This is a genomic window from Ruegeria sp. YTSA219 (assembly GCF_059609985.1).
In genome coordinates this window covers 116,143-141,609 of the sequence record NZ_JBXWMT010000007.1, presented here as the reverse complement: position 1 = coordinate 141,609, position 25,467 = coordinate 116,143, and the positions used below count along the sequence as shown (strand labels likewise).

Sequence of the window (25,467 nt, the reverse complement as noted above, 5' to 3'; positions counted from 1 at the left end):
GGACGATTGATGAACAACGACATCCCGATCCCGGATCAGGCACCCGGTGCCCTTCATCCGCGCGAAACGCCACATCTGTTTGGGCAGGCAGAGGCCGAGCAGGCCTTTCTTTGCGCTTATGCTTCTGATCGCCTGCACCATGGCTGGCTGCTGACCGGCCCCCGAGGTGTGGGCAAGGCGACGCTGGCCTGGCGGATCGCGCGGTTTCTGCTGGCGACCCCGGCTGTCGAAGAGGATGGGCTGTTTGGCGCGCCACCTCCCCCTGAAACGCTTGAGATTCCACCAGATCACCCGGTTGTTCATCGAATTCTGGCTGGTGCCGAGCCTGGCCTGGCCGCCATCAAACGATCCGTGAACGATCAGGGCAGGTTGCGGAATGAAATCGTTGTGGACGACATTCGCAAACTTGGGAAGTTCTTCGGCCTGTCCTCGGCCGATGGGGGCCGCCGTGTCGTCATCGTCGATGCCGCTGACGAGATGAACATCAGCGCCGCCAACGCATTGCTGAAAATGCTCGAAGAACCGCCTGCGAGGACGACGCTGCTGTTGATTTCGCATCAGCCGTCGCGCCTTTTGCCCACGATCCGATCCCGGTGCCGTACCTTGCGCCTTTCGCCGCTGAACGCGGAAGATATGAACGCCGCACTGACCCAGACCGGGGTTGAGCTGACTGGAAACCCCGACCATCTGGCCGCTCTGGCCAGCGGGTCCGTTGGGGACGCCGTCCGCCTGATAAATCTGAGCGGGCTCGAAATATATGCCGAGCTCATCGCGATCCTGGGCACCCTGCCCCGGCTGGACAGACAACGCGCTCTGGCTCTGGCCGAGGCTGCCGCACAGCGCGGAGCAACCGAACGGTTCGAGTTGCTGTTGACGCTGATCGACATTGCGTTGTCACGTCTTGCTGTGACCGGTGCGACTGGTGCTCCGCCATCGCCAGAGGCCGCGCCAAACGAAGGTGATATCCTGTCCCGTTTGTCCAGATCGCCGGAGCAGGCACGCCTTTGGGCGGAAACCGCAGCCCAGATCACCGCCCGCGCCCGCCACGGGCAGGCGGTGAACCTTGACCCTGCCGCTCTGGTCCTAGATACGGTGTTCAAGATACAGGAAACCGCCGGTCAGAACAGATGAGCGACACCCCCCAAATCACCGACAGCCATTGCCATCTGGACTTCCCCGATTTTGAAGGACAGTTGGACCTGATCGTCGCAAATGCGGCCGAAGCCGGTGTGACCCGGATGGTGACGATCTGCACCAGGCTGAGGAACGAGCCCACTGTGCGCGCCATAGCTGAGGCTCACGCGCCGGTATTCTACGCGGCAGGCACGCACCCGATGAGTGCAGCCGATGAACCGATGGCAACTGTGGACGAGCTGGTGGCACTGTCACAGCACCCCAAGTTTGTTGGTATCGGTGAAACCGGGCTGGATTATCACTATACCGCCGAAAGTGCGCAGGTTCAGCAGCAATCCCTGCGCGTTCATATCGAGGCCGCTCAGCGAACCGGACTGCCTCTGATCATTCATGCGCGCGCGGCGGACGAAGACATGGCCCGCATTCTGGCCGAAGAATACGGCAATGCCCCCTATTCATGTGTGATGCATTGTTTTTCGTCTTCGGCCGAGCTGGCACAGTCCGCCCTGGATCTTGGGTTTTACCTGTCCATGTCGGGCATCGCCGCTTTTCCCAAAAGCCAGGAATTGCGCGATATTTTCGCAAATGCGCCAGTAGACCGCATCCTTGTTGAAACCGATGCACCTTATCTGGCGCCCCCCCCGTATCGCGGCAAACGGAATGAACCGGCCTATACCGCCCACACCGCCCGCAAAGGCGCCGAGGTCTTTGGCATGGGCTATGCCGATTTCGCGGCGCAGACGCAGGCCAATTTCGAAAGACTTTTCACCAAGGTCGCCTCTTACAAGGCGGCGGCATGACCACGCTGCGCTGCACCATTTTGGGCTGCGGCTCGTCAGGTGGAGTGCCACGTCTTGGCGGTCACTGGGGCGACTGCGACCCCGAAAACCCCAGGAACATCCGCCGCCGCTGCTCGATGCTGGTCGAACGTGACGGGCCCGAAGGCACCACCTCGGTTCTAATCGACACAACCCCGGATATGCGCAGCCAGCTGCTGGACACCGGCACCGGGCGGTTGGACGGGGTGGTCTATACCCATTCCCATGCCGACCACGTCCACGGCATTGACGACTTGCGCATGATTGTCTTCAACATGCGCGAACGGGTGCCGGTCTGGGCTGATGGCGACACCCAGAATGATCTTTTGGGCCGATTTGGCTATGCCTTCATCCAACCCGAAAACTCACCCTACCCGCCGATCCTCAACCTCAAGACAATCGACGGCCCGTTCGAGATCACTGGCCCCGGAGGCCCTATCCCGTTTCACCCCTTCAAGGTGAACCACGGATCAATCGACGCGCTTGGTTTCAAAATGGGCAATCTGGCCTACCTGCCGGACGTGGCAGAGATATATGACGATGCCTGGACCACATTAGAGGGTCTGGACTGTCTGGTGATCGACGCGCTGCGCCGGTCCCCGCACCCGACCCATGCGCATCTGGAAAAGACCCTTGGCTGGATCGACCTGTTGCAACCAAAAACCGCGGTTCTGACCAACATGCATATCGATCTTGACTATGCCGCAGTCGACGCAGAAACCGCAGACAACATCACCCCTGCTTATGACGGCATGGTGATACATCAGGCTCTGTAGAGCCCTGGCCGAGATCATGCAGATATCCTTTCCCGCGCGAATAACTGTTGCGGAACGCTGACATGCTGCAAAATCTCATTGAAGTCATCCTTCCAGTTTTTCTTGTTATTGGAGCCGGTTACGTCTCCACTCTTTTTGGATACTTCAAGGAAAACCACATTGATGGCCTGATGAAGTTCACTCAGGGTTTTGCAATCCCCTGCCTTCTGTTTCTTGCGATTTCACATCTCGACCTCAGTGTCAGTTTTGATCCCAAGCTGTTGATCAGCTTTTACTCTGCTGCTGCGCTTTGCTTTTGTGCCGGCCTGTTCGGCGCGCGACTGATCTTCAACCGCGAATGGGAGGATTGCGTCGCAATCGGTTTTTGCTGCCTGTTCTCCAATTCCGTCCTGCTGGGATTGCCGATTACTGAACGGGCTTATGGCCCTGAAAGCCTTACGGGCAATTATGCCGTCATCGCCTTTCACTCGCCGTTTTGTTACGGCCTAGGCATCACGGTAATGGAGGTGATCCGGAACCGGGGCCACGGAGGATCGCGAATGGTTCGCTCGGTCCTGACCGCGATGTTTCGCAACGCTCTGATTGTCGGGATCTCACTGGGTTTCATCGTAAATCTGTCCGGGCTCGGCGTGCCAGCCGTTGTAGATGATGCCCTTGGCCTGGTGACCCGCGCGGCCCTTCCCGGCGCGCTATTCGCGCTTGGGGGCGTTCTGGTTAAATACAGACCCGAAGGTGACCTAAGGGCGATCGCCTTTGTCTGCGGCGTTTCTCTGCTGCTGCACCCGAGCCTTTTCTGGCTTTTCGGATCCACCCTTGGACTGCCACAGGATCTATTCCGGTCCGGAGTGATGACAGCCGCCATGGCCCCTGGTTTCAACGCCTATATCTTTGCAAACATCTATGGCCGCGCCAAACGGGTTGCTGCATCCTCTGTTCTGTTGGGGACGGCAGTATCTATCCTGAGCGTCTGGTTTTGGCTGACCCTATTGGGCTGACGGTGCCGCAGGCGGATTGACTTTTACACGACGCGGCGCACCTATCGCTAAAGCGGACAGGACAGATTTATGACACACGCCCTTATCGTTACCCATGGCCAACCTTCTGACCCAGAACCAGCCGAAGCGGCCTTGGCGGCTTATGCGGCCGATGTAAATGCCCTGTGTGCCGGTGTTTCGGTTCATTCTGCAACGCTGGCAGCCCCCGGGGCACTTGACAGCACACTGGACAAGATTCCCGGCAACGCCGTCATCTATCCCCTATTCATGGCCAAAGGGTGGTTTGTCACAGATGTGCTGCCGAAACGTATTGGTGACCGCCGAAACCCTATTCTGGATCCCTTGGGCGCGGACCCGAAATTGCCCCAGTTGGTCGCGCAAACCCTTGAGGGAACGCTGCAGGACAAAGACTGGCGGTCACAAGAAACGGACCTTGTGATCGCTGCGCATGGATCGGGCCGCAGCAGAAACCCTTCCGCCGTTGCAACGGCATTCGGCGACGCTTTGTTGCAACTGATACCACTTGGATCCCTGCGCCTTGGGTTTGTCGAAGAGGCCCCTTCGATTTCTGTGGCCGCCGCAGGAACCGGCGCCCAAACCCTGTGTTTGCCATTTTTTGCCTGCACGGGTGGCCATGTTCTTGAGGATGTGCCGCAAGAATTAAGCAAGGCCAAGTTCAAGGGACAGGTTTTACCGGTTGTGGGTGAACTGCCACTGGTGCAGCAACACATAGCGTCCGTTCTCAAAGCTTTTTCTTCATCGAAATAGAGTCGTCTGACCACATACACTTTGCCGGTTCCTTTAGGGGGAAACCTATCTGTGTGAGTGATCCACAAGCTGCGAATATAGACAGTGGCGAGACCGGCCATTTCGCTTGGCCGCATACAGGGCAAGGTCTGCCGCATGCAAAATCTCAGCCGGTTTAAGCGATGGAAACTGGGTCGAAAGCGCCGTTCCTATACTGGCTGAAACCTGGCACGACACGTTGTCGAACATCATAGTTTCCCGCAGACGTTCGATCAGCCTGCTGGCGATTGCAGAGAGAACACCCTCGTCCGTCAATCCTTTGTATATAATTACAAATTCGTCCCCGCCGACACGCGCCACTGTATCGTCTCCGCGGGTTTCCTCACCCATGATCCGCGCCGCTTGTTGCAACACATAGTCGCCCGCGGCATGCCCGAATTGGTCATTGACCGATTTGAAAAAATCAAGATCCAGATGCATCAGCGCGAATGGAGATTTGGACGAGATCATGTGATCCAATAGAACATCCATCGCCCGGCGATTTTTCAGCCCCGTCAGTGTATCTGTAAATGCCTTTTCCTCGGCGGCAAGCATCGCCCCTTGAAGGCGCAGGTTCAGAGATCTGGACGCCTCCATTGCTGCCGATTTCGCCTCGACCAGATACAATAATTCGATCGCCAGATCAGTGCCCGAGAAATCCGCACTGGTCAGGGCATAGTCCCGGACCGCATCCAAAATCGATATTCCGAAAGACAGATTGATGACCGCCCCCTTACCTTCGGGCAGCGGAGCGATAAGGCCCTTCAATGCTGTGCGCGGGGCGTCATGGAACCTGAGCTGTAACTTGGTGCCGGCCTGGGACATCAAGCCTGAAACTGTGGTAACCGCCCTAGGGCGAAGCAGCTCAAAGATATCCAGAAAGCTCTGACCTTCCATCGGCTTTTCAGGGCGCAGCTTTTGCAAGGTTGATCCGACGCGGGTCACTTTCCCATCCTCGTTCACCAGCAAAAACATTGGGCACAGGGTTTGTAAAAGCTCTGCCAGATTATTCGTGTTCATCATGCTTTTCGCGCCCCTAAATCAAAATGCCGACCTTCTGAAAAAGCGCTTTCTACCAGAACGATTGAGATAAACTCGATCTCACCCTGCTGGCCCTCATGCGATAGCATAGCCAGAGCCCCGTAATCATCAGCCATCGCGCGCAATACACCAACCATGACGCTTGAAAAGCCAGGCAGGCCTGGATGGCAGGACAATCTGTATTCCGTCGGTGAAAGCTCGTGCAATTCAAGTGCCGGAAGATTTAGATCCGATACGGCCAATCTGACCCGGTCTGACAGATCATCAAGCGAATGGAGAAATTCCAGATAGCTGACACCGCCAAATCGCAACAGACGGCGCAGGTCTTCCATGTTGGGATGAGACACAAGGTACGTTCCCAGGTCTTCAAGAACGTCACTTCGTGAACGTTTCAGGACCGTGCATACCTTATCCAATACCTGCTCGGTAATATCATCGTCGTAAACAAGCATGGCCTCGAACTCGGCAAAGCCCAGTTCGGCTGAATCCATCACGCGCATCCAGCACGGCTGCCCGTAGGTCACCGCAACAAAGGATTGAATCGCCCGGTTGATCAGACCATGCATAAGAGACCTCAAATTGGTTTCTCACGCAGTGTGCTCTGAAATTTGTTAACAAACACCCAACACGCGGGCGTCACCACATAGAATTCACGCAAGTATCGAAGTGGAAGTGACTGAGATTACGCTAGAAATCTGTCGGCGCTCCGCCTTCGGTTTTGCGTCGTGCAACAAAGTCGGCAAGCTCTTCCCGGATGCCCTCATCCATTGCCGGAGCTTCAAAGCTGGTGATGATTTCCTTGAACATGTGATGCGCGCGCTCAGCGGTCCAGACGCCTCCTGCGACTTCCCAACCCTCATAGTTCTTCCAGTCACTCAGAAACGGCTGATAAAACGCGGTGGTATAGCGGTCCTGAGTGTGCTGAATGCCAAAGAAATGCCCGTCATTGCCGACTGACCGGATCGCATCCAGAGCAATCTCATCAGGGCCGGTTGCCGTCAATTCCGGCTGCATATACCGCTGAATTTGCTGCAATATCTCGCAATCCATAATGAACTTTTCAGGGCTTGCGATCAGGCCACCCTCAAGCCAACCTGCAGCGTGATAGACCATGTTGGTGCCCGATTGCACCGCCGCCCATAATGAGTTCGAGGTCTCCCACACAGATTGGCCATCCGGAACGTTTGCCGCGCAGACACCCGAAGACCGCAGGGGCAGGTCGTAAAATCGGGCCATCTGGCCGGTCATCTGTGTCGCCCGCATGTATTCCGGCGTTCCAAAAGCCGGAGCACCAGATTTCATATCCACATTCGAGGTGAACGTACCGATGACACAAGGAATCCCTGGTCGCACATATTGGAACAATGCAATCGCGCACAGAGCCTCAGCCAGGGATTGCGCTACTGCACCGGCCATTGTGACGGGGGCCATCGCCCCGGCCAAGGTGAACGGCGTCACAACAATCGCCTGCCCGCGCCGCGCCAACCTCAGGCAACCGTCGATCATGGGCTGATCGTGCTTCAACGGCGAGGTCGAGTTGATGTTGGTATACATCCTCGGCTTGGCTTCGAATTCTTCATGGCTCAGACCCCCTGCAATCCGCACCATTTCCATGACGTCTTCGACGCGTTCCTTGCCCAGCGAATAGGCATGCATCGCCTTATCGGTCAGAGTCAGCTTGTCGTAGAGAACATCCAGATGCCGGACGCTGGCATGTATATCCACTGGCTCGACCGGGTATCCGCCGGCAAAATGGATACAGTTGAAATACTGCGTCAGCTTCAACAGGTTCCGGCACATCTCGCGATTTCCCGGTACCTTGGTGCCAATCTCCATATCCCAGTAGTTCGGCGGGGACGACACATTTCCGAACAGCAGGTTTTTGCCCCCGATCTCGATTGCGCGGTCGGGATTACGCGGTGTGATGGTAAAGGTGGCTGGGGCTTTACGCACCATTTCCATGACAAAGTCCCGGCCCATTCGAACGTTGTCGCCGTTGATCGTACATCCGGCCTCACGCAGGATTCCGATTGCCTCTTCGTTGTAGAACTCGATCCCGATCTCTTCGAGAATCCGCATTGCGCCCTCATGGATCGCCGCAACGCCAATCTCGTCCAACGGTTCGGTTGGTTTGTCGGTGTTGATCGGAAGGCTCCACGGCATCTGATCAATAACCGCTGCGCCCCGTCTCTCGGCGGCACCGGCCCGTCCTCCGCTGCGACCTCTGCGTGCTTTCTTGTCGGCCATTGGACACTCCTCGGAACTTGGCTTTCTAGAAGCAAGCCCCGAACGCGTACTGTTGGCCGCTCTGTCTGCGACAGGCTATGTCGGTTTCGACGTCTGAACCGCCGAATTCACAGCCCGATCACGCATTTTCGTACAACCATGCAGGTATATGTCCGATGTTTGGCAAGACGACATCCGCCATCGCTTCGAGCGTTTCTGCACGCGCCAGACCCGTCAGAACCCCGATCGTCTTCATACCTGCTGCCCGTCCGGCCTGCAGATCATGCATGCTGTCGCCCACCATTGCTATGTTTTCTGGGTTTACCCCCACATGCTGAGCAAAGGCGAAGAGTTGACCCGGGCCTGGCTTGAATCCGTGCCCACTGTCATAACCGGCGACAAAATCGAAATGTTCGCGGATTCCTGCAGACGAAAGATGCTCGGATGCGGGCATTTCTCCGTCATTGGTCGCAACACCCAGTTTCAGCCCTGCCTCACGCAGCCCCTCAAGGAACGGGATAAGCGGAACGGCCTGGGCTTGCGGAGATGAGGCCGATTCGGCATTCAACAGATCCACCAACTCTTCGCGCGGCATTTCCGGGAGGTGCGGCTCTAGAACCTCGGCAATTTCTTCGACGGTGCCCGCAATGACAACACTGTCCTCAGAATAGGCAACCTGTTCGAGGTCAAAGCCGATCACCTGCCCAAGCTCGGCCGCCCGGGCATGATCTCCGTTCGTCACTCGCAGTAAAAAATTGCGCCCGAACGTGCCCCAGGTTTCCGCGAAATCAAACAGGGTACCGTCTTTGTCGAACAGGATGGCTTGGATTGGCATTGTGAAACTCCTGCCCGGTAGGCTTTCAGGTCCAATGAACTTCCGCGCCACCAGACAACAAGGCGCGGGCCTGGCCCGGCTGATCATACGGCACAGAATTGACGTCACAAAACTCGACTACCCACGAATCGTCAAGCATTAGAAAATCCAGAACAGAGCCCAGAAACTCCGGCTCTGCTGCCCTGTCTTTTATGTCCTGCACCGAAGCCCCCGTCGAACCCAGAAATACAGGCAGCAGGTCATCATTGCCCACAAGCCAGGCAAGGGCATTCAGCGCCAGCGTTTCGGCGGATTGAGCGGAAATTGGCATAAAGAAGCCCCTGATCTGATATTGGAAAGGGTTTGTTAACCAGAGTCATAAACACTTTAGCAACGCATGCAATCAACGGTGACTGATATGTCGGTGCAAGGCACGATCCTTGTCCTGGACGGGACCTCAACCAATCGAATTATGCTGAAGGTACAGCTTACCGCGGCCTGGTATCACGTCGCACAGGGGGAAAATCTGCGGGGTCTTGATGGGCTGTTGAAACGTGTGCGCCCCGATTTGATCTTAACCGCGCAGTCATTGCCGGATGGAACGGCGGCAGATGTCAAGAAAGTGGTAATGGCCGACCCGGATCTGGCGGATATACCCATTGTCGCTATCGCGCCGCAAAACGACAAATCCGCAAGGTTGAGGGCATTGTCAGATGGGTTGGACGATGTATTGGCGCACCCGTTCAAGGACACGTTGTTGCTAGCTCGGGTTCGCAGCTTGCTAAGGGCACGCGCCGATACGCAGGAATTGCAAGACAATAGCGGATCGCCATGTTTGGGATTTGCTGAAGCGACAAGCGCCTTTGCTACGCCACCCAAAGCTGCGCGCGCCGCCCTACTGACGCAATCCGCTAAAACCGGGGCGCTTTGGCAGAAGGCGCTGTCCGAACATACGCATCACAGTCTGTCAATTCACACGATATCGAACCTTCACCGCCTGCTTTCCGGCCCCATCCCGGACGCGATTATTGTCGAAATTGATGGCGAATCTTCAGGCCTGAGTATTCTGGCGGATTTGAAATCGCGCGGGGCAACACGGCACACGGTGCTGATCGGCATCTTGAGAAAGGATGACGCGTCTCTGGCTGCCGAAGCGCTGGATCGTGGCGCGGATGCCATCTGTATGGCGGGGCTCTGCCCCCGTGAAACTCTGTTGCGGCTTGATAACCAGCTCGCCCGCAAAAGCCGAATTGACCAGATGCGGGATTCTTTGCGGCGTGGCATCGCGGAATCCTGGGTGGATCCACTGACCGGCCTGCATAACCGCCGCTATGCAATGCGAGCATTGAAGCAAATCGCCCGGCAGTCTGCGCAGACCGGGCTCGGGTTTACCGTGATGGTGGCCGATCTGGACCATTTCAAATCAATCAACGACAAGTTTGGCCATGCCGGAGGCGATCAGGTCTTGATCGAAACAGCCAGGCGCATGCGCAATTCCATTGGTTCTGACGGCTTTGTGGCACGGATCGGTGGCGAAGAATTCTTGATCGGTCTGCCTGAAACTACGGGGCCTCGAGCATTGGGGATCGCACGAACCGTCTGCGACGACATCTGCCAGTGTCCATTTGACCTATCCGAGGCCGCCGAACCAATCGCAGTGACAATCAGCATCGGCCTCATTACAGCTGATGACAATACGTTTCGCCGGGGCATCCCACCCGCACCATTGGACAACATGATAAAATCTGCGGATACAGCCCTGTATGCTGCGAAAAAGGCGGGACGCAATCAGGTCATGGTCCAGGATCACGCAGCCTGATCCGGTCAGTCGTGTTTTCTGCCCGCTTTCGATTTTCGGTGCACCACATCTTCCAGACGATCAGCGTATTCGACGCGTTCTTTCGGGCTCATGGCTGACACACGGATCAGCCACTGTTCCTGCAAAGCAGACTGCATCTCTGACATCACCTGCGCCTGCTGACCCAACAAAGCCTCTACAGCGTCAGCCGCAAAGGGTTCGGCGCGAAGTGCGTCGCCAAGGGCTTGAAAATCCGCCGCCCGATGATCGACACCTTGGCGGTGCAGGCCCGAAAGCTCGGCCCGCATCGCCTGGCGTTCATGCTTGGGAAGCGCGCGATAAAGCGCCGATCCAAATCCCGGAGGGGTTTTGACGTGGTCATTGTTTCTGACGCGCAGCGCCGTGCCAACAACCGCACCGACGACTAGCAGATTGATAGCAAGGGACACGATCAGCAGGACAGGCATCCACCGGCGTTTAGGTTTTGACTGTTCGCTCATTCGCCTTCCTCCAGGAAGATTGTATTCAGATCCATATCCGCAACCTCAAAGCCAGAGGATTGCGAATAAAGCAACGTCGCCGGATCAGGCAAAAAGGCCGGGGCAGTCAATCCAATCCAGATGCCAGCAATGCCCGCGGCCGCCAAACCTCCCATCCCCTGCCAGCCAAAGAAACTATCCAATGCCTGTGCCCAGAACCCTTGGGGTGATTTCTGAAGCCTTTGCAAACGAACGGTTTCCGCATCGGCCAGAATACGAAGGGCGAGAGCATCGGGTAACGGCTCATCTTCTTGACGAGCACGTAAAAACAGGTGATTCAGGTCGCTATTTTCATCCATCGGCATATCCCAACTCGTCTCTTCTTGTGGCTAACTGCTGTGCCAGTGCCCGCTTTCCCCGAGCTGTCAGACTCTCTACAGCTTCGACGGAAACATCCATGATTCCCGCGATTTCGGGATTGGGCAACTCTTCGATGTGGCGCAAGACAACAGCCTGACGTTGCCGGTCCGGAAGTTGCGCCAACGCGAACTGCAGTGCGTCCAACCTGGCGGCATCCTGAAGGTGTTCGGTTGCACTGATCGCATCGCTTTCAGGTTCGGCAACATCAGAAAGACTGTCCGCCGATTTCTTCCGCCGAATATCGACACACAGGTTCAGAGTGACCCGGTAAAGCCAAGTCGACACCTTTGCCTGTCCAGCAACCCAATCCGGCGCCATCTTCCATAGGCGCATCATGGCTTCCTGTGTGACATCTTCGGCTTCGGCCCGGTCGTTCAACAGCCTGAGCGCCACCGAAAAACTGCGCGGCCCAAGCCGATCGGTCAAAATGCGTGCCGCATCAGCGTCACCCTCGGCGAACCGCCGCAACAATGCATCGTCTCCGGGGTCGCCCGCAGCCTGACTTTGGCTGCGAGCCCCCGTTGATGAGGTACTCAGGTCCCGCATCCTTCATTAGCTGTCGTCGGTGCCAGCCTTGTCACGTTTTTTGTGATGCCAGCCCATCCGGTTTTTCGCATCGGCAAATTCCTGTTCCGAGATCGTGCCATTTTTGTCCGCGTCGATGCGGTCAAACATCTTGCCAGCACGGCGCGGCTTGGGCAACTCATCATCGGACAAGAGGCCATCTTGATTGGCGTCATGCTTTTCGAACATTTGATTCACACGCTCATTCGCCTTCTTCTGGCTAGCCGCTTGCATCTCGTCGACGCTCAACATGCCGTCGCCACTGGTGTCGGCATTGGTGAAACGCTGTTGCCTATAGGTTTGCATTTCTTCCTGCGTGACCTGACCATCATTGTTCAGGTCCAACTCTTGAAAGGTCACGTCCTCACGGCCTTTCGGACCGACAGCCAAGGCGGTTGTGCCTGTCAATGCAATGGCCGATACCAGAATGGCCGGGATAAGTTTCGCGCTTTTCATATCGTTTTCCTTTGTTTCTCGCGACCGGTTTGTCGCTGCTCACATAGGTTAAAACGGTGCAGTTTTCGGTTTCCGTCGCCCAATTTGAATTTTTTCTGTTGCTCACTGCCATCGACCTCATAATTTCCGGACATCTCATCGCGGCACAAAGCGACGCACCCCCCTTTTCTGTGGGGCAAAACAAGCGCAATATCAGGGCAATCTGAATGCGCGAGTTTCAAAATGACAGATCAAACGATCGACACAATATCCGAGAACGACCGTCCAACCCGGCCTGCGCTAATCAAAGGCTTCCGCTGCCGCTGCCCAAAATGCGGTGAAGGCAAGCTGTTGCACAGCTACCTGAAGGTGAATGACAGCTGCAGCAGCTGTGGTCAGGAACTGTTTCATCACCGTGCGGATGACGGTCCAGCCTATCTGACGATCCTGTTGGTCGGTCACCTGCTGGCGCCCGCTTTGCACATCTCTTATGTCCAGTGGCGCCCTGACCCGCTGAACATGTTCCTGATTTTTGCATTCGGATGTACAGCCTTGACACTGTTCCTGCTACCGCGAATGAAAGGGGCCGTTGTCGCCTATCAGTGGGCACGACGGATGCATGGGTTCGAAACGGACCGATGACTGGAATGATTGGGTCGGCCCTGAGATGAGTACAGACAAAACGGCTATACGGGACGCTGCAACAGTTATCGTGTTGCGGGACCGGATGACGAACCCTTCCATTTTGATGGGTCAAAGGGGCGCAAAAGCCGTTTTTATGCCGAACAAATTCGTGTTTCCAGGTGGCGCGGTAGACGCAGAGGACGCCCTTGTCCCGCTATCGGCTGACATGTCCCAGCTCTGCCGCGATCGGCTTACTGAACAGTCTCCGCCCGGGCTGCAGAATGCTTTGGCGGCCGCCGCAATCCGCGAGCTCTGGGAGGAAACCGGCCTGGTGCTTGGAGTTCCCGGCGCTTGGACAGGTGAGGTGCCGATTGACTGGCAAAGCTATGCAGAGGCAGGATTTCTGCCCTCTGCACAGGCATTGCAGTTTGTTTTTCGCGCCGTCACCCCGCCCGGCCGTACGCGCCGGTTCGATGCACGATTCTTTTTGGTAGATGCAGACGCCCTGCAAGGCGATCTGGATGACTTTGGCCGCGCTTCGGATGAGTTGTCTCACCTGCAATGGGTTCCGTTGAACAAGGCGCGCGAGCTTGATCTTCCCTTCATAACCGAAGTTGTTCTGGCCGAAGTCGCAGCCCGGGTCACACGACCCGAACCACCCCAAAGCGTTCCGTTCTTCCTCAATCAAGAAGAACAAAGCCTGTTCTTACAGATCAAAGGCTATCCAATGTCCGAACAGGACTTCTAGCCGAACCTACTTCATTCGGCTGATCACCGTGGTCACCTCGGGCTTTTTGCCGATCTCGGTCTTTGCTGTCTGACGCACGATCCGGCGCAGTGCCTCTTCCAGCTTGTCATCGTCGCGCCGGGTTTTGGCATCCGCCCGCATGAGGAACTGGTTCAGGTCCTCTTCCAGAACTTCGACCAGTGCTGCGCGCGATGTTCCGGTCTCGGCCAAGCCCATCGTATCGCACCAAGGTTCACCCAACGGTTCGTCTTCTTCGTCTAAAATAACCGTCACGGTTACATGCCCGTTCAAGGCCATGCGAATGCGGTCGCGGACAACTCCATCCAAGGCTCCGACCTTTACGGTTCCATCCAGATAAGTTCGGCCTGTCTCGACGTAGTCGACGACCTTGGGGGCATTGCCGCTGAGATCCAGCATCGTGCCATTGACTGCCACAACCCCGGTACGACCACCCGCTTCGGCCAGTTTAGCATGTTCGCGCAGATGTCGGTGTTCACCATGCATGGGAATAACCATCTGCGGGTTGACTATGGCGTGCACTTTTTCCAGATCAGGCCGGTTGGCATGGCCAGAGACGTGATACAGACCCGAGCTGTCATCCACCACATCAACGCCTTTTTCGCTGAGCTGGTTCATGATGAAGATTACGCCCTTCTCATTGCCCGGTATCGTCTTCGACGAGAACAGGAACAGATCGCCTTCCTTCAACTCGATCCCGCGGTATTTACCGCGTGCAAGCTGGGCACTGGCCGCACGGCGTTCGCCCTGGCTGCCGGTTACGATCAGCATCAGGTTCTGGCGCGGGATATCTACGGCCTCTTCGGCGCTGATAACCTTGGGAAAATCCGTGAGAATACCGGTTTCCGTCGCGGCCTCGATCATCCGCCGCATCGCACGACCCAACAGAACGACCGAGCGTCCCGCGCGCTGCCCAGCCTCGGCCAGCGTCTTCACCCGTGCGACATTCGAGGCAAAAGTCGTCGCAACCACCATTGATTTGGCATTTTCGACCAATTTGGTGATCTCGGGCCCTACCTCGGATTCCGAGCGGCCCGCATGCGTTGAAAACACATTTGTGCTGTCGCAGACCAATGCTTTCACACCGTCCTTTGAAATCTCTGCCCAAAGGTCCTGATCAAACGGTTCACCTACCACAGGGTTGGCATCCAGCTTGAAATCCCCTGTATGCACGATTCGCCCCGCAGGCGAGTCTATGACAAGCGCCGCACTTTCGGGGATCGAGTGCGATACCGGCAAAAACCCGACTGTAAACGTGCCAACCGTCACCTGTTCAGGCCAGGCTGACAGGGTCTGAACCGCGTCTGTCGGATGGGCTTTCTCTTCCATCTTGCGTCGTGCGAGATTTGCGGTGAAAGCGCGTGCATAGATCGGGGCGCCCAAGTCGTCATAGCAATGCGCCACAGCGCCGACATGATCTTCGTGGGCATGGGTGACGAATATCGCCTCAAGCCGGTCGGCACGTTCTTTTAGCCAGTTGATATCGGCATGGATCAGGTCGACACCGGGTGTTGTGTCCATATCTGGGAAGGTTACACCAAGATCGACAAGGATCAGCTTCTCCTTTCCCGGCTTGCCATAGCCATAGACATAGGCATTCATCCCAATTTCGCCTGCCCCGCCCAGGGGCAGATAGATCAGTCGTTCACTGCTCATGTTGAGCCATTTTCCTTGTTATAGCGATGGATCACGGTCAGTCCGTGCATCGTCAAATCGTCTTCTATAGCGTCAAACCCAACATCTGCCTGATCGAACAGAGGCGCAAGCCCCCCGGTTCCCACGACTTTCATCGGCATGCCGTATTCCGTCTTGATCCGGGCAATCAGCCCTTCGATCAGACCGGAATAGCCCCAATACACGCCAGATTGAATGCAGCCAACCGTATTTGTTCCGATCACTTTTTCGGGACGTGTAATGTCGATATGCGGCAACGCGGCGGCCCCCTGGTGCAACGCTTCAAGGCTCAGGTTTACACCTGGGGCGATGATGCCGCCGACATATGCTCCATCCGAAGACACCACGTCAAAGTTGGTGGCCGTTCCAAAATCGACAACAACCACATCCCCGCCATGCCGTTCAAACGCCCCGGCAGCATTGGCCAGGCGATCCGGGCCAGGGACCGTACCCTCGTCTATGCGCGGGCTGACAGGCAGCAGACACTCTGGCTTGCCCACGACCAATGGGCGACAGCCAAAAAACCGGTCCGCAAAGACGCGCAGATTGAAAACCACACGCGGCACGGTCGAGGCGATAATCACATCGGTGATATCAGCTTCGATCTCATAATGTTTGACCAGCGTAGAGTACCAAGTGAAATAGGCATCCGCCGTTCGGGCATGGTGCGTAGACGTGCGCAGCGTGCAGACAAATTCCTCACCGTCCCAGATCGAGAAAACGGTATTGGTGTTGCCGCAGTCGATGGCTAGAAGCATTGGTGCCCCTTTCAGAAAAATACGTCTGCCGCAGGTATGCTGACGCGGCCCTTCGCGGTGTTTAGGACAAGGTTACCCCGTGCGTCCACCGTTTCGAAGGTCCCGACGGTCTCAGTGGTGACAGTACGCGCGGTGATGACCTCACCCAGCTTAGCTGCGCGGGACAACCAGGCAGCGCGGATGGGTTCGAACCCGTAGGTTACAAACTGGGCCTCGAAACGCGCATAGGCCGATGCAAGCTCGGTCAAAAAGTCTTCGGTGGTGACATCTGCCCCTGTCTCGGACAACAGCGAAACCGGCCTTAGCGCACCTGGTTCGACTTTATCTGCAGCCGGTGCCTGCGCGAGATTGACGCCGATGCCGATTGCCAAATGCGAGACGTCCCGCCCCTGCCCGGTACTTTCCAGCAGTATCCCCGCAAGCTTGCCACCGTTCAGCAACACATCATTGGGCCATTTTAGCGACAAACCCGATATGCGTCCGGTGACCGCCACACATGCATCAAACAGGGCCAAGGCGGCGACAAAACTGCGCAGAGCGGCCTGTTCCGGGCGTCCTGCGGGCCGCATCAGCAGCGTTGCGGCAAGATTTCCCTCGGGGTTGGTCCAGACCCGTCCGCGCCGACCGCGCGCCTGTGTCTGGCGGTGCGCCAGGATCCAGACCGGACCCTGTGCCATCGGCGCGATCCGGGCGGCTTCGTTCAGAGTGCTATCGACCTCTTGCAATACATGCAGGCCATATCCATCCGGCCAATCGCTCATGTCACAAGAACATTAGGCCGCGGGCAATGGTCGAAATCAGTTAACAAGCGTCGCCGCTGCAGCTGCCGCTGCGCCCTCAATCCCAAACTGATAGAATACGCCAACCAACATCAATGCAGCTGACCCCATAAGAGCAACCCACAGAACCGGAGACGAATTTGCGTCGATCGGGTCGTCATTCTCGGCACCGAAATACATATAGTATACGATCCGCAGGTAATAGAATGCACCGATCACCGAGGCGATGGCAGACATGATAACCAGACCGGTCAGGCCAGCCTCAATACCCGCTTGCCAGACGCCGAATTTCGCAAAGAACCCAAGCATCGGTGGAACACCGGCAAGGCTGAACATCAGGATCAGCACGGCCAGAGCCTTACCCGGATCGCGTTTGGAATACTGGCGCAAGGCGTCAATGTCGGTAACAGGTTTACCGTCCCGTTCCATCATCAGGATAAAGGCGAAAGTTCCGACATTCATGGTCACGTAAATCGCCAGATACATCAGCATCGCCTTGATACCCAGCTCGGTCCCAGCCGCCAGTCCGATCAGCGCATACCCCATATGGGCAATCGACGAAAACGCCATCAGCCGTTTAATGTCGCGTTGTCCGATGGCAGCCACGGCCCCCAACAGCATAGACAGAACAGACAAGAGTACGATCACCTGCTGCCAGTCCTTTACGACACCTCCAAATGCGTCGTGCAACACGCGGGCAAACAGGGCCATGGCGGCCACTTTGGGCGCCGTGGCGAAGAAGGCAGTGACTGGTGTGGGCGATCCTTCATAGACATCCGGCGTCCACATGTGGAACGGAACAGCCGAAACCTTGAACGCGAGCCCCGAGATCAGGAAGATCAACCCAAACAGCAACCCGAGGGTCACATCGCCGTGGTGAACGGTCTGAATGATGCCCGAGAACAACGTGGTACCCGTAAAGCCGTAGACAAGCGAAGCCCCATACAGCAGTAAGCCCGAGCTAAGCGCGCCCAGAACGAAATATTTCAGGCCAGCCTCGGTGGATTTGGCGCTGTCACGACGCAGCGCAGCCACAACGTATAGCGCCAGCGACTGCAGCTCGAGCCCCATATACAGAGACATCAGGTCACCCGCGCTGACCATCATCATCATGCCGACAGCGGCAAGCGCCACCAGCAAAGGGTATTCGAAACGCAACAACCCGCGGCGGGTCATATAGTCCTGGCTCATCATCAAAACGGCTGCGGCAGATAGCAGGATCGCCACTTTGGCAAAGCGCGCGAATCCGTCATCAACGAACATGCCGTTAAACGCGATGTTCGTTCCGTCGCCATTGGTGGCGATCCAGAACGCCAGCAGCGCCATCAGCCCTGCTGTCACCCAGACCAATGTCGGCGCAAGCCCGTCCTTGGTGGTGTAAACAGCCGCAAGCAATGCCGCCATCGCATATAGTGCCAGAACGATCTCTGGCAGGATAATTGTCAGATCAGCCTGGATCATGTCTCCAAAGCCTCCTTAATGCGAGGCGGCTGTCTGGGTCGCGGTCTCAGCCGCGGCCAGAGCCGTATCATAGTTCGAAATCAGCGCGGCAGTCGAGTTGCCAATCACATCTGTTACTAGCGACGGATACACACCCAACAGGATCGTCATGACGATCAGGGGGGCAAATATCAACCGCTCGCGCGAGCTCATATCAGTCATCGCCTTGAGGCTTTCTTTGATAAGATCCCCAAATACGACCCGACGATACAGCCACAAAGCATATCCCGCCGAGAAGATAACACCGGTCGCGGCCACAGCAGTCACCCAGGTATTGACCTGGAAAGCGCCCATCAGGGTCAGGAACTCTCCGATGAACCCACTGGTGCCCGGCAGGCCGACATTAGCCATGGTGAACAGCATGAAGACCAGCGCGTAGGCAGGCATCCGGATTACCAGACCGCCATAGGCCTCGATTTCGCGGGTGTGCATCCGGTCATAGATCACGCCGACACACAGGAAGAGCGCCGCCGAGATGAACCCGTGGCTGAGCATCTGGAAGATGGCTCCGTCGACACCCTGCTGGTTTGCCGCAAAGATGCCCATGGTGACAAAGCCCATATGTGCGACCGAGGAATAAGCGATCAGCTTTTTCATATCCTCCTGCACCAGAGCAACCAGCGATGTGTAAACCACAGCGATGGCCGACATCCACAGCACCAGATCGGTCATCACCGCCGACCCCACCGGGAACATCGGCAGGCTGAACCGCAGGAAGCCATAGCCACCCATCTTCAACAGGATCGCCGCCAGCACGACCGACCCTGCGGTCGGCGCCTGCACGTGTGCATCCGGCAGCCAGGTGTGGACCGGCCACATCGGCATCTTCACCGCAAATGAGGCAAAGAACGCCAGGAACATCAGCGTCTGCATACCGCCTACGATATGGATGCCCAGAACGGTAAAGCTGTCGGACGAGAAATGATGCGCCATCAGCGCTTCGATATCCGTCGTGCCTGCATCCGCATACATCGCAACCATAGCCACCAGCATCAGCACAGAGCCAAGGAACGTGTAGAGGAAGAACTTGAAGCTGGCATAGATGCGCTCTTTACCACCCCAGATGCCGATGATCAGGAACATCGGGATCAGACCCGCTTCGAAGAACAGGTAGAACAGCACCAGGTCCAGCGCCATGAACACGCCAAGCATCAGCGTTTCCAGCAGCAGGAAAGCAATCATGTATTCCTTGACGCGGTCTGTCACATTCCAGCTGGCCAGAATTGTCAGCGGCATAATGAAAGTGGTCAGCAACACGAACAGGACGCTGATGCCATCCACACCCATCTTGTATTTCAGACCCATCAGCCACTGGCCCTCTTCCACCATCTGGAAGCCGGTGTTTTCAGGATCAAAGCCGGTATAGATGCCAATCGAGACCAGGAAGGTCACCGTCGTCGCAACCATGGCCACCCATTTGGCATTGCGTTGCGCGGCTGCGTCGTCGCCCTGCAGAAACAGCCCCAGAATGGCGGCCGCCGCTGCGGGGATGAAGGTGACGATCGAGAGGATATTGTCCATTAGTGTGCGCCTCCGCCGATCGACATCCAGGTGACCAGGGCAGCAATTCCCAGGACCATCCAGAAGGCATAGGTAAATATGTAACCAGTCTGCGCCTTGCCTGCGAGGCGGGTGAAGAATGGCACGATGCCCATCGCTACCCCGTTCAGGAAACCGTCAATCGTGTTGCCGTCTCCGCGTTTCCACAGGAACCGCCCAAGTGCCAAGGCAGGTTTGACGAAGATCGCGTCATAGATCTCATCAAAGTACCATTTGTTCAGCAGGAACAGATAAAGCGGACGCTGGTTTGCTGCCAAGCGCGCGGGCAACGTCGTATTCACGATATAGAACCAATAGGCCACGATGAAACCAAGCAGCATCGCAACGAAGGGTGAGACCTTGACCCATTTCGGAACAGCATGCGCATCGTCCAGCACATGATTGTCCGGTGCGATGTAGAGCCCGCCTTCTCCGGGCGTCCCAACAAAGGCATAATGGTGATCGCCGCCCTGCGCGTCCTTCTCACCATGGCTGTCCTCCGCGTGACCGGCATCCGCATGCGTATCGTCGCCGTGATCATCTTCGGCATGGGTATCGTCCCCATGCGCGCCCTCTGCCGCGTGGCCATCCACCGAAGCCTCTGCAACCGGAATGCCATAGAACTGGCCGACCTTGTCGGTGTGGCCAAAAAAGTTGCCATACCAGATCATCCCGGCGAAAACCGCACCCAGCGACAGAACGCCCAGCGGAACCAGCATGACCAACGGGCTTTCATGCGCATGGTCATGCGTGTGCTTGTCCCCGCGCGGCTCGCCATAGAAGGTCAGGAAAATCAGACGCCAGCTGTAGAATGACGTAAATACCGCCGCAATCACCAGCATCCAGAACGCGTAGCCGGTGCCTCCGGCAAAGGCGCTTTCGATGATGGCATCCTTGGACAAGAACCCCGCAAAACCGAATGTGGTCAGCGGAATGCCAACCCCGGTAATAGCCAGCGTACCGATCATCATCGCCCAAAACGTATAGGGGATTTTCTTCCGTAACCCGCCATATTCCGTCATCTCTTGCTCGTGATGCATCGCGTGAATCACAGAACCGGCCCCAAGGAACAACAGCGCCTTGAAGAACGCATGCGTCAGCAGGTGGAACATCGCTGCCGAATACATCCCGACGCCCGCGGCGACGAACATGTAACCCAGCTGCGAGCAGGTCGAATAAGCGATGACGCGTTTGATATCGGTCTGCACCAAACCCACGGTCGCGGCAAAGAACGCCGTCGACGCACCAAGGAAGGTGATGAACCCGGTCGCACCCGGCGCGAACTCCATCAGCGGCGACATGCGGCAGATCAGGAAGACACCAGCGGTCACCATGGTCGCGGCGTGGATCAGGGCTGATACAGGCGTCGGACCTTCCATCGCGTCCGGCAACCAGGTGTGCAGGAACAACTGTGCCGATTTGCCCATCGCACCGATGAACAGCAGAACGCAGATCACCTCGATCGCGGTCCATTCACCCCACAGGAAGTGCAGCTTCTCTTCGGCCAATGCCGGGGCAGAGGCGAAGATGTCCGAGAAATTGATGCTGTCGGTCAGCAGGAATAGCGCAAAGATGCCAAGCGCAAAGCCAAAGTCCCCAACCCGGTTGACGATAAACGCCTTCATCGCCGCCGCATTGGCGCTTGGCTTGCGGTAATAGAACCCGATCAGCAGATAAGACGCGACGCCCACACCTTCCCAGCCAAAGAACATCTGCACCAGATTATCCGCGGTCACCAGCATCAGCATGGCAAAGGTAAAGAAGGACAGATAGGCAAAGAAGCGTGGCTTATAGCTTTCGCCTTCGCGCCATTGCGGATCGTGATCCATGTAGCCAAAGGAATACAGGTGCACCAGCGCCGAGACGGTCGTCACCACGATCAACATAATCGCGGTCAGCCGGTCCAGACGAATGGCCCAGCTTGTCGACAGCGAGCCGCTTTCGATCCAGCGCATGATCTCGATCTGCTGGGTGTGGCCGTCGAACGTCAGGAAGACGATCCACGACAGCAAACAGGCCAGAAACAGCAGGCCCGTGGCGGTCCACATGGCGGCTTTCTCGCCTATGAACTTCCAGCCGAACCCGCACAGGATCGCGCCCACTAGCGGGGCAAAGAGGATGGTGGTTTCCATGTGCCCTTACCCCTTCATCATATTGACATCTTCAACCGCGATCGAGCCGCGGTTGCGGAAGAAGCAGACCAGAATGGCCAGCCCGATCGCCGCTTCGGCCGCCGCCACGGTCAGCACGAACAGCGTAAACACCTGCCCGACCAGATCGCCCAGGAAGCTGGAGAACGCCACAAGGTTGATATTCACCGCCAGCAGCATCAGTTCGATGCTCATCAGCAGGATGATGACGTTCTTGCGGTTCAGGAAGAGACCGAAGATGCCGATGACGAACAGCGTCGCCGCGACCGTAAGATAGTGTTCAAGTCCGATCATCGTCTCATAGTCCCTCGAATTTCTCTTTCCCGTTACGGAGCTCTGGAAAAGCCGCCGCACAGGCGCAGTTTTCATTCGTTTCCGTGATTTCGCTGACGTCGAAGGCTTTCTGATCGAATGTCTTTTTCACCGAATCCCACGAATGGCTTGCACCACCTTTGGCCAGTTTTTGTAGGGTTTCACTTGCCTCGTCAGTTCGATCCAGAAGGGTATTGTCGTATTCCCTGTTGAGTTGCGTCACGACATTAAGTGTTTGCCCAGTCTCGCAAGCTGAAATTTTTAGGAATGTCGATTCCGTGCATCCCAATTCTTCGTCGCAAAGACCGCCGGCTTCGTAGAAAGCTACAACTCCGTCACCGATCACTTGGTGCTCAGTTGCAATCCAATGATGGGACAACAACGGCAGGCCATCGCACTCCGTTATTGGAAACGCGACTACTGACAAAGGCATACTTGCCACAGCAAAACCAGATATGATGGCACTGAACCTCACAACCCCTGCCCCGGTTTCACGTCCTTCAACTCCATCGCTTTGGCCGGGTCGCGCATCATCTGGCCGATGATGTCCTGACGCTTGATGTCCTGACGGTGGCGCAGCGTCAGCACGATGGCGCCGATCATGGCCACCAGCAGAATCAGGCCCGCCAGTTGGAACAGAAGGAAGTATTGGTCGTAAAGGATGACACCCAGTGCCTCGGTATTGTGACGATCCACCGGAACCGGCTGTGCCAGATTGGCGGAAGCACCCTGCGCGCTGTCCCAAGCCCCAAAGGCCATGACAAACTGCATCAGGATAACCAGACCGATCAGCAGGGCCAGCGGCATATAGCGCGCCATCTCGGCCTTGAGCTCAGCAAAATCCACGTCCAGCATCATCACGACGAACAGGAACAAAACCGCGACCGCGCCGACATAGACGATGATCAGCAGCATCGCCACGAACTCAGCCCCCAGCAGCACAAACAATCCTGCCGCGGACAGGAAGGACAGGATCAACCACAGCACGGAATGCACCGGCTGGCGGCTGATCACCGTGAACAGCCCGCCGGTGATGGCGCTGATGGCGAACAGATAGAAGGCAAAGACGGTCATTGATCCTCATCCTCGTTATCGCCCATGACCTCTTGCGCCAATTCCAGCGCGCGCGTCATGGCCGGGATGCCGGCAAAGACCGACATCTGACCGATCGTTTCCACGATCTCTTGTTTCTTGGCACCGGCTTCCACAGCGTGGCGCACGGTCTGACGCACCGCCGCATCCGCCTGCGCGCCCTGACAGGTCAGCCCGGCCAGTGTCAGCAACAGGCGCGTTTTGGCATCCAACCCGTCCTTGTTGACGGTGTTGCCGAACATCATCTCCATGACTTCTTTCGGCATGGTCGGCCATAGAGTTTCGAACCCTTTGGGCGAGAAGCTCTCCATCGCAGGGTTCATCGCCTTGGCCATGTCCTGCGCCTGCTTCATCATCAGCTCAAACGGATTTGTCGGGGCGTCAGTCATCGGTACGGCGCGTCCATTTCCAGATTGCGGGCGATCTCGGCTTCCCAGCGCTCACCGTTGTCGAGCAGTTTTTCCTTGTCGTAGAACAACTCTTCGCGGGTTTCCGTGGCGAATTCGAAATTCGGACCTTCGACGATGGCATCGACCGGGCAGGCCTCTTGGCAGAAACCGCAATAGATGCACTTGGTCATGTCGATGTCATAGCGCGTGGTACGGCGGCTGCCATCTTCGCGCGGTTCGGCGTCGATTGTAATGGCCTGTGCAGGGCAGATCGCCTCGCAGAGTTTGCAGGCAATACAGCGTTCTTCACCGTTGGGGTAACGACGCAGGGCGTGCTCACCGCGAAAACGCGGAGACAGAGGACCCTTTTCATGCGGGTAGTTCAGGGTGGCCTTCGCTGCGAAGAAATACTTCAGCCCCAACTTCATGCCGACCCAGAAATCCTGTAGAAGAAAATACTTGGCGGCGCGGGTGTAGTCGATTTGGGTCATGTCAGCCTCCTACGCTCCAACGGGCGAATGCCCCCCAGAACCAGTCGAATTTCGCCGCAAAGGCCACGAAGACTACCCAAGCCAGCGAGAAGGGCAGGAAGACTTTCCAACCCAGCCGCATCAGCTGGTCATAGCGGTAGCGCGGCGTGATCGCCTTGACCATTGCGAAGAGGAAGAAGAAGAACGCCATCTTCGCGACCATCCACAACACGCCGTCGGGCAGGCCCGGGATCGGGGACAGCCAGCCGCCGAAAAACAGCAGCGTGGTCAGCGCGCACATCAGGAAAATGGCGATATATTCGCCAGCCATGAACAACAGGAAAGGCGTGGCCGAGTATTCGACCTGATAGCCCGCGACCAGTTCGGATTCCGCCTCTGGCAGGTCAAACGGTGGGCGGTTGGTTTCGGCCAGCGCCGAGATGAAGAACAGGAAGACCATTGGGAAATGCGGCAACCAGTACCAGCTGAAGAACCCAAAGCGCCCGTCTTGCGCATGCACGATGTCACCGAAGTTCATCGACCCGGTCGACAGGATCACACCGATGATGATCAGACCAATCGAGACCTCGTAGGAAATCATCTGAGCGGCAGAGCGCAATGAGCCAAGGAAAGGGTACTTTGAGTTCGACGCCCACCCCCCCATGATCACGCCATAAACCTCCAACGAGGACACGGCGAAGACATACAGGATGGCGACATTTATATCCGACAGCACCCAGCCGTCGTTGAACGGAATCACGGCCCAGGCGATCATCGCCAGAACAAATGAGGTCAACGGCGCGAGGATAAAGACGGTGCGGTCTGCACCCGCTGGGATAACCACCTCTTTAACAACATATTTCAGCGCATCGGCCACCGATTGCAGCAGGCCATAGACGCCCACCACGTTGGGGCCACGGCGCATCTGAACCGCCGCCCAGATCTTCCGGTCTCCATAGACAAGGAACAACAGCGAGATCATCACAAAGGCCACAACGGCAAGCACTTGTGCCAGAATGATGAGGGCTATTCCGCCTGGGGTGTTAAAGAATTCAGCCATTGGTCCTCACACCGTGGGTATTCCGTTTTCCGCACGAAATGCTAAGGCCATGTGCCTGCGTAAAGTGC

Annotated in this window: 29 protein-coding genes; 8 read left to right on the top strand and 21 right to left on the bottom strand. The window is 56.8% G+C overall.

Annotation, left to right across the window (positions count from 1 at the left end; translation table 11 throughout):
- The first annotated feature begins 9 nt into the window (after positions 1-9).
- The 5 genes from AC2FFB_RS11940 (at position 10) to AC2FFB_RS11920 (ending at position 4,491) form a co-directional block, all read left to right on the top strand.
- Complete coding sequence (locus AC2FFB_RS11940) at positions 10-1,131, top strand: DNA polymerase III subunit delta' (protein ID WP_496713089.1); 1,122 nt, start codon at positions 10-12, stop codon at positions 1,129-1,131.
- Entirely contained in the window at positions 1,128-1,934 is an 807-nt protein-coding gene (locus AC2FFB_RS11935; RefSeq protein ID WP_496713087.1) for a TatD family hydrolase, read from the top strand. The genes AC2FFB_RS11940 and AC2FFB_RS11935 overlap by 4 nt, the downstream gene beginning before the upstream one ends.
- Positions 1,931-2,728, top strand: coding sequence for an MBL fold metallo-hydrolase (locus tag AC2FFB_RS11930; protein ID WP_142634836.1), 798 nt, complete (start codon positions 1,931-1,933; stop codon positions 2,726-2,728). Before AC2FFB_RS11935 ends, AC2FFB_RS11930 begins: the two co-directional genes overlap by 4 nt.
- 62 nt (positions 2,729-2,790) lie before the next feature.
- A complete protein-coding gene (locus AC2FFB_RS11925) occupies positions 2,791-3,723 on the top strand; it encodes an AEC family transporter (RefSeq protein WP_496713085.1) in 933 nt (310 codons plus the stop codon).
- A 69-nt stretch (positions 3,724-3,792) separates the two neighbouring features.
- Positions 3,793-4,491 (top strand): CbiX/SirB N-terminal domain-containing protein, encoded by a 699-nt coding sequence (locus AC2FFB_RS11920; RefSeq protein WP_496693921.1) that lies wholly within the window; start codon positions 3,793-3,795, stop codon positions 4,489-4,491.
- Positions 4,492-4,536: 45 nt separating this feature from the next.
- Here AC2FFB_RS11920 and AC2FFB_RS11915 read toward each other — a convergent pair whose 3' ends face one another.
- From AC2FFB_RS11915 to AC2FFB_RS11895, 5 genes are all read right to left on the bottom strand, one after another.
- Positions 4,537-5,532 carry a diguanylate cyclase domain-containing protein gene (locus AC2FFB_RS11915; RefSeq protein WP_496693922.1) on the bottom strand — a complete coding sequence of 332 codons (996 nt, stop codon included), beginning with the start codon at positions 5,530-5,532 and terminating at the stop codon, positions 4,537-4,539.
- Positions 5,529-6,116: a heme NO-binding domain-containing protein gene (locus AC2FFB_RS11910; RefSeq protein WP_271950151.1), complete on the bottom strand. Its 588-nt coding sequence runs from the start codon at positions 6,114-6,116 to the stop codon at positions 5,529-5,531. Before AC2FFB_RS11910 ends, AC2FFB_RS11915 begins: the two co-directional genes overlap by 4 nt.
- A gap of 121 nt (positions 6,117-6,237) precedes the next feature.
- Positions 6,238-7,797, bottom strand: a complete 1,560-nt coding sequence (locus tag AC2FFB_RS11905) for a trimethylamine methyltransferase family protein (RefSeq protein WP_281994861.1) — start codon at positions 7,795-7,797, stop codon at positions 6,238-6,240.
- A 118-nt stretch (positions 7,798-7,915) separates the two neighbouring features.
- A complete protein-coding gene (locus AC2FFB_RS11900; protein WP_496874937.1) occupies positions 7,916-8,611 on the bottom strand; it encodes an HAD family hydrolase in 696 nt (231 codons plus the stop codon).
- Positions 8,612-8,636: 25 nt separating this feature from the next.
- The gene (locus tag AC2FFB_RS11895) at positions 8,637-8,921 is read right to left on the bottom strand and encodes a DUF3572 domain-containing protein (RefSeq protein ID WP_142634849.1); all 285 of its coding nucleotides are present in this window, start codon (positions 8,919-8,921) and stop codon (positions 8,637-8,639) included.
- A gap of 66 nt (positions 8,922-8,987) precedes the next feature.
- Here AC2FFB_RS11895 and AC2FFB_RS11890 point away from each other — a divergent pair, with 66 nt between their 5' ends.
- On the top strand, positions 8,988-10,409 hold the full coding sequence (locus AC2FFB_RS11890) for a diguanylate cyclase (RefSeq protein WP_496689766.1): 1,422 nt from the start codon (positions 8,988-8,990) through the stop codon (positions 10,407-10,409).
- Between the two features lie 5 nt (positions 10,410-10,414).
- Here the strand turns inward: AC2FFB_RS11890 and AC2FFB_RS11885 are convergent, their stop codons facing one another.
- Genes AC2FFB_RS11885 through AC2FFB_RS11870 form a run of 4 tightly spaced genes read right to left on the bottom strand, consistent with a single transcriptional unit; the run spans position 10,415 to position 12,307 of the window.
- Complete coding sequence (locus AC2FFB_RS11885; protein WP_271950157.1) at positions 10,415-10,888, bottom strand: periplasmic heavy metal sensor; 474 nt, start codon at positions 10,886-10,888, stop codon at positions 10,415-10,417.
- Positions 10,885-11,226, bottom strand: a complete 342-nt coding sequence (locus AC2FFB_RS11880; protein WP_496689765.1) for a hypothetical protein — start codon at positions 11,224-11,226, stop codon at positions 10,885-10,887. Before AC2FFB_RS11880 ends, AC2FFB_RS11885 begins: the two co-directional genes overlap by 4 nt.
- The gene (locus tag AC2FFB_RS11875; RefSeq protein WP_271950161.1) at positions 11,219-11,833 is read right to left on the bottom strand and encodes an RNA polymerase sigma factor; all 615 of its coding nucleotides are present in this window, start codon (positions 11,831-11,833) and stop codon (positions 11,219-11,221) included. The genes AC2FFB_RS11880 and AC2FFB_RS11875 overlap by 8 nt, the downstream gene beginning before the upstream one ends.
- A gap of 6 nt (positions 11,834-11,839) precedes the next feature.
- Positions 11,840-12,307 carry an EF-hand domain-containing protein gene (locus AC2FFB_RS11870; protein WP_496689764.1) on the bottom strand — a complete coding sequence of 156 codons (468 nt, stop codon included), beginning with the start codon at positions 12,305-12,307 and terminating at the stop codon, positions 11,840-11,842.
- A gap of 222 nt (positions 12,308-12,529) precedes the next feature.
- Between AC2FFB_RS11870 and AC2FFB_RS11865 the strand changes: the two genes are divergently transcribed.
- The gene (locus AC2FFB_RS11865) at positions 12,530-12,928 is read left to right on the top strand and encodes a DUF983 domain-containing protein (RefSeq protein WP_142634860.1); all 399 of its coding nucleotides are present in this window, start codon (positions 12,530-12,532) and stop codon (positions 12,926-12,928) included.
- 25 nt (positions 12,929-12,953) lie between these two features.
- A complete protein-coding gene (locus AC2FFB_RS11860; RefSeq protein WP_282021545.1) occupies positions 12,954-13,658 on the top strand; it encodes an NUDIX hydrolase in 705 nt (234 codons plus the stop codon).
- Positions 13,659-13,664: 6 nt separating this feature from the next.
- On the opposite strand, the gene AC2FFB_RS11855 is transcribed toward AC2FFB_RS11860, so the two are convergent.
- The 12 genes from AC2FFB_RS11855 to nuoH form a co-directional block, all read right to left on the bottom strand.
- Positions 13,665-15,332: a ribonuclease J gene (locus tag AC2FFB_RS11855; RefSeq protein WP_496874936.1), complete on the bottom strand. Its 1,668-nt coding sequence runs from the start codon at positions 15,330-15,332 to the stop codon at positions 13,665-13,667.
- Positions 15,329-16,108 carry a type III pantothenate kinase gene (locus AC2FFB_RS11850; RefSeq protein WP_142634866.1) on the bottom strand — a complete coding sequence of 260 codons (780 nt, stop codon included), beginning with the start codon at positions 16,106-16,108 and terminating at the stop codon, positions 15,329-15,331. The genes AC2FFB_RS11855 and AC2FFB_RS11850 overlap by 4 nt, the downstream gene beginning before the upstream one ends.
- Positions 16,109-16,119: 11 nt before the next feature.
- Complete coding sequence (locus tag AC2FFB_RS11845; RefSeq protein ID WP_281972819.1) at positions 16,120-16,869, bottom strand: biotin--[acetyl-CoA-carboxylase] ligase; 750 nt, start codon at positions 16,867-16,869, stop codon at positions 16,120-16,122.
- Positions 16,870-16,905: 36 nt separating this feature from the next.
- Positions 16,906-18,348: an NADH-quinone oxidoreductase subunit NuoN gene (nuoN, locus tag AC2FFB_RS11840; protein ID WP_496689762.1), complete on the bottom strand. Its 1,443-nt coding sequence runs from the start codon at positions 18,346-18,348 to the stop codon at positions 16,906-16,908.
- A gap of 15 nt (positions 18,349-18,363) precedes the next feature.
- Complete coding sequence (locus AC2FFB_RS11835; RefSeq protein ID WP_496689761.1) at positions 18,364-19,908, bottom strand: NADH-quinone oxidoreductase subunit M; 1,545 nt, start codon at positions 19,906-19,908, stop codon at positions 18,364-18,366.
- Complete coding sequence (gene nuoL, locus AC2FFB_RS11830; protein WP_496874935.1) at positions 19,908-22,058, bottom strand: NADH-quinone oxidoreductase subunit L; 2,151 nt, start codon at positions 22,056-22,058, stop codon at positions 19,908-19,910. The genes AC2FFB_RS11835 and nuoL overlap by 1 nt, the downstream gene beginning before the upstream one ends.
- A 6-nt stretch (positions 22,059-22,064) precedes the next feature.
- Positions 22,065-22,370: an NADH-quinone oxidoreductase subunit NuoK gene (nuoK, locus tag AC2FFB_RS11825; protein WP_050602759.1), complete on the bottom strand. Its 306-nt coding sequence runs from the start codon at positions 22,368-22,370 to the stop codon at positions 22,065-22,067.
- Between the two features lie 4 nt (positions 22,371-22,374).
- The gene (locus AC2FFB_RS11820) at positions 22,375-22,734 is read right to left on the bottom strand and encodes a hypothetical protein (RefSeq protein ID WP_496689759.1); all 360 of its coding nucleotides are present in this window, start codon (positions 22,732-22,734) and stop codon (positions 22,375-22,377) included.
- Between the two features lie 125 nt (positions 22,735-22,859).
- Entirely contained in the window at positions 22,860-23,462 is a 603-nt protein-coding gene (locus tag AC2FFB_RS11815) for an NADH-quinone oxidoreductase subunit J (RefSeq protein ID WP_281972815.1), read from the bottom strand.
- On the bottom strand, positions 23,459-23,869 hold the full coding sequence (locus AC2FFB_RS11810; RefSeq protein WP_142634878.1) for a carboxymuconolactone decarboxylase family protein: 411 nt from the start codon (positions 23,867-23,869) through the stop codon (positions 23,459-23,461). Before AC2FFB_RS11810 ends, AC2FFB_RS11815 begins: the two co-directional genes overlap by 4 nt.
- Positions 23,866-24,360 (bottom strand): NADH-quinone oxidoreductase subunit NuoI, encoded by a 495-nt coding sequence (nuoI, locus tag AC2FFB_RS11805; RefSeq protein WP_496693923.1) that lies wholly within the window; start codon positions 24,358-24,360, stop codon positions 23,866-23,868. The genes AC2FFB_RS11810 and nuoI overlap by 4 nt, the downstream gene beginning before the upstream one ends.
- Position 24,361: 1 nt before the next feature.
- On the bottom strand, positions 24,362-25,399 hold the full coding sequence (gene nuoH / locus AC2FFB_RS11800; protein WP_142634879.1) for an NADH-quinone oxidoreductase subunit NuoH: 1,038 nt from the start codon (positions 25,397-25,399) through the stop codon (positions 24,362-24,364).
- Between the last annotated feature and the right edge of the window lie 68 nt (positions 25,400-25,467).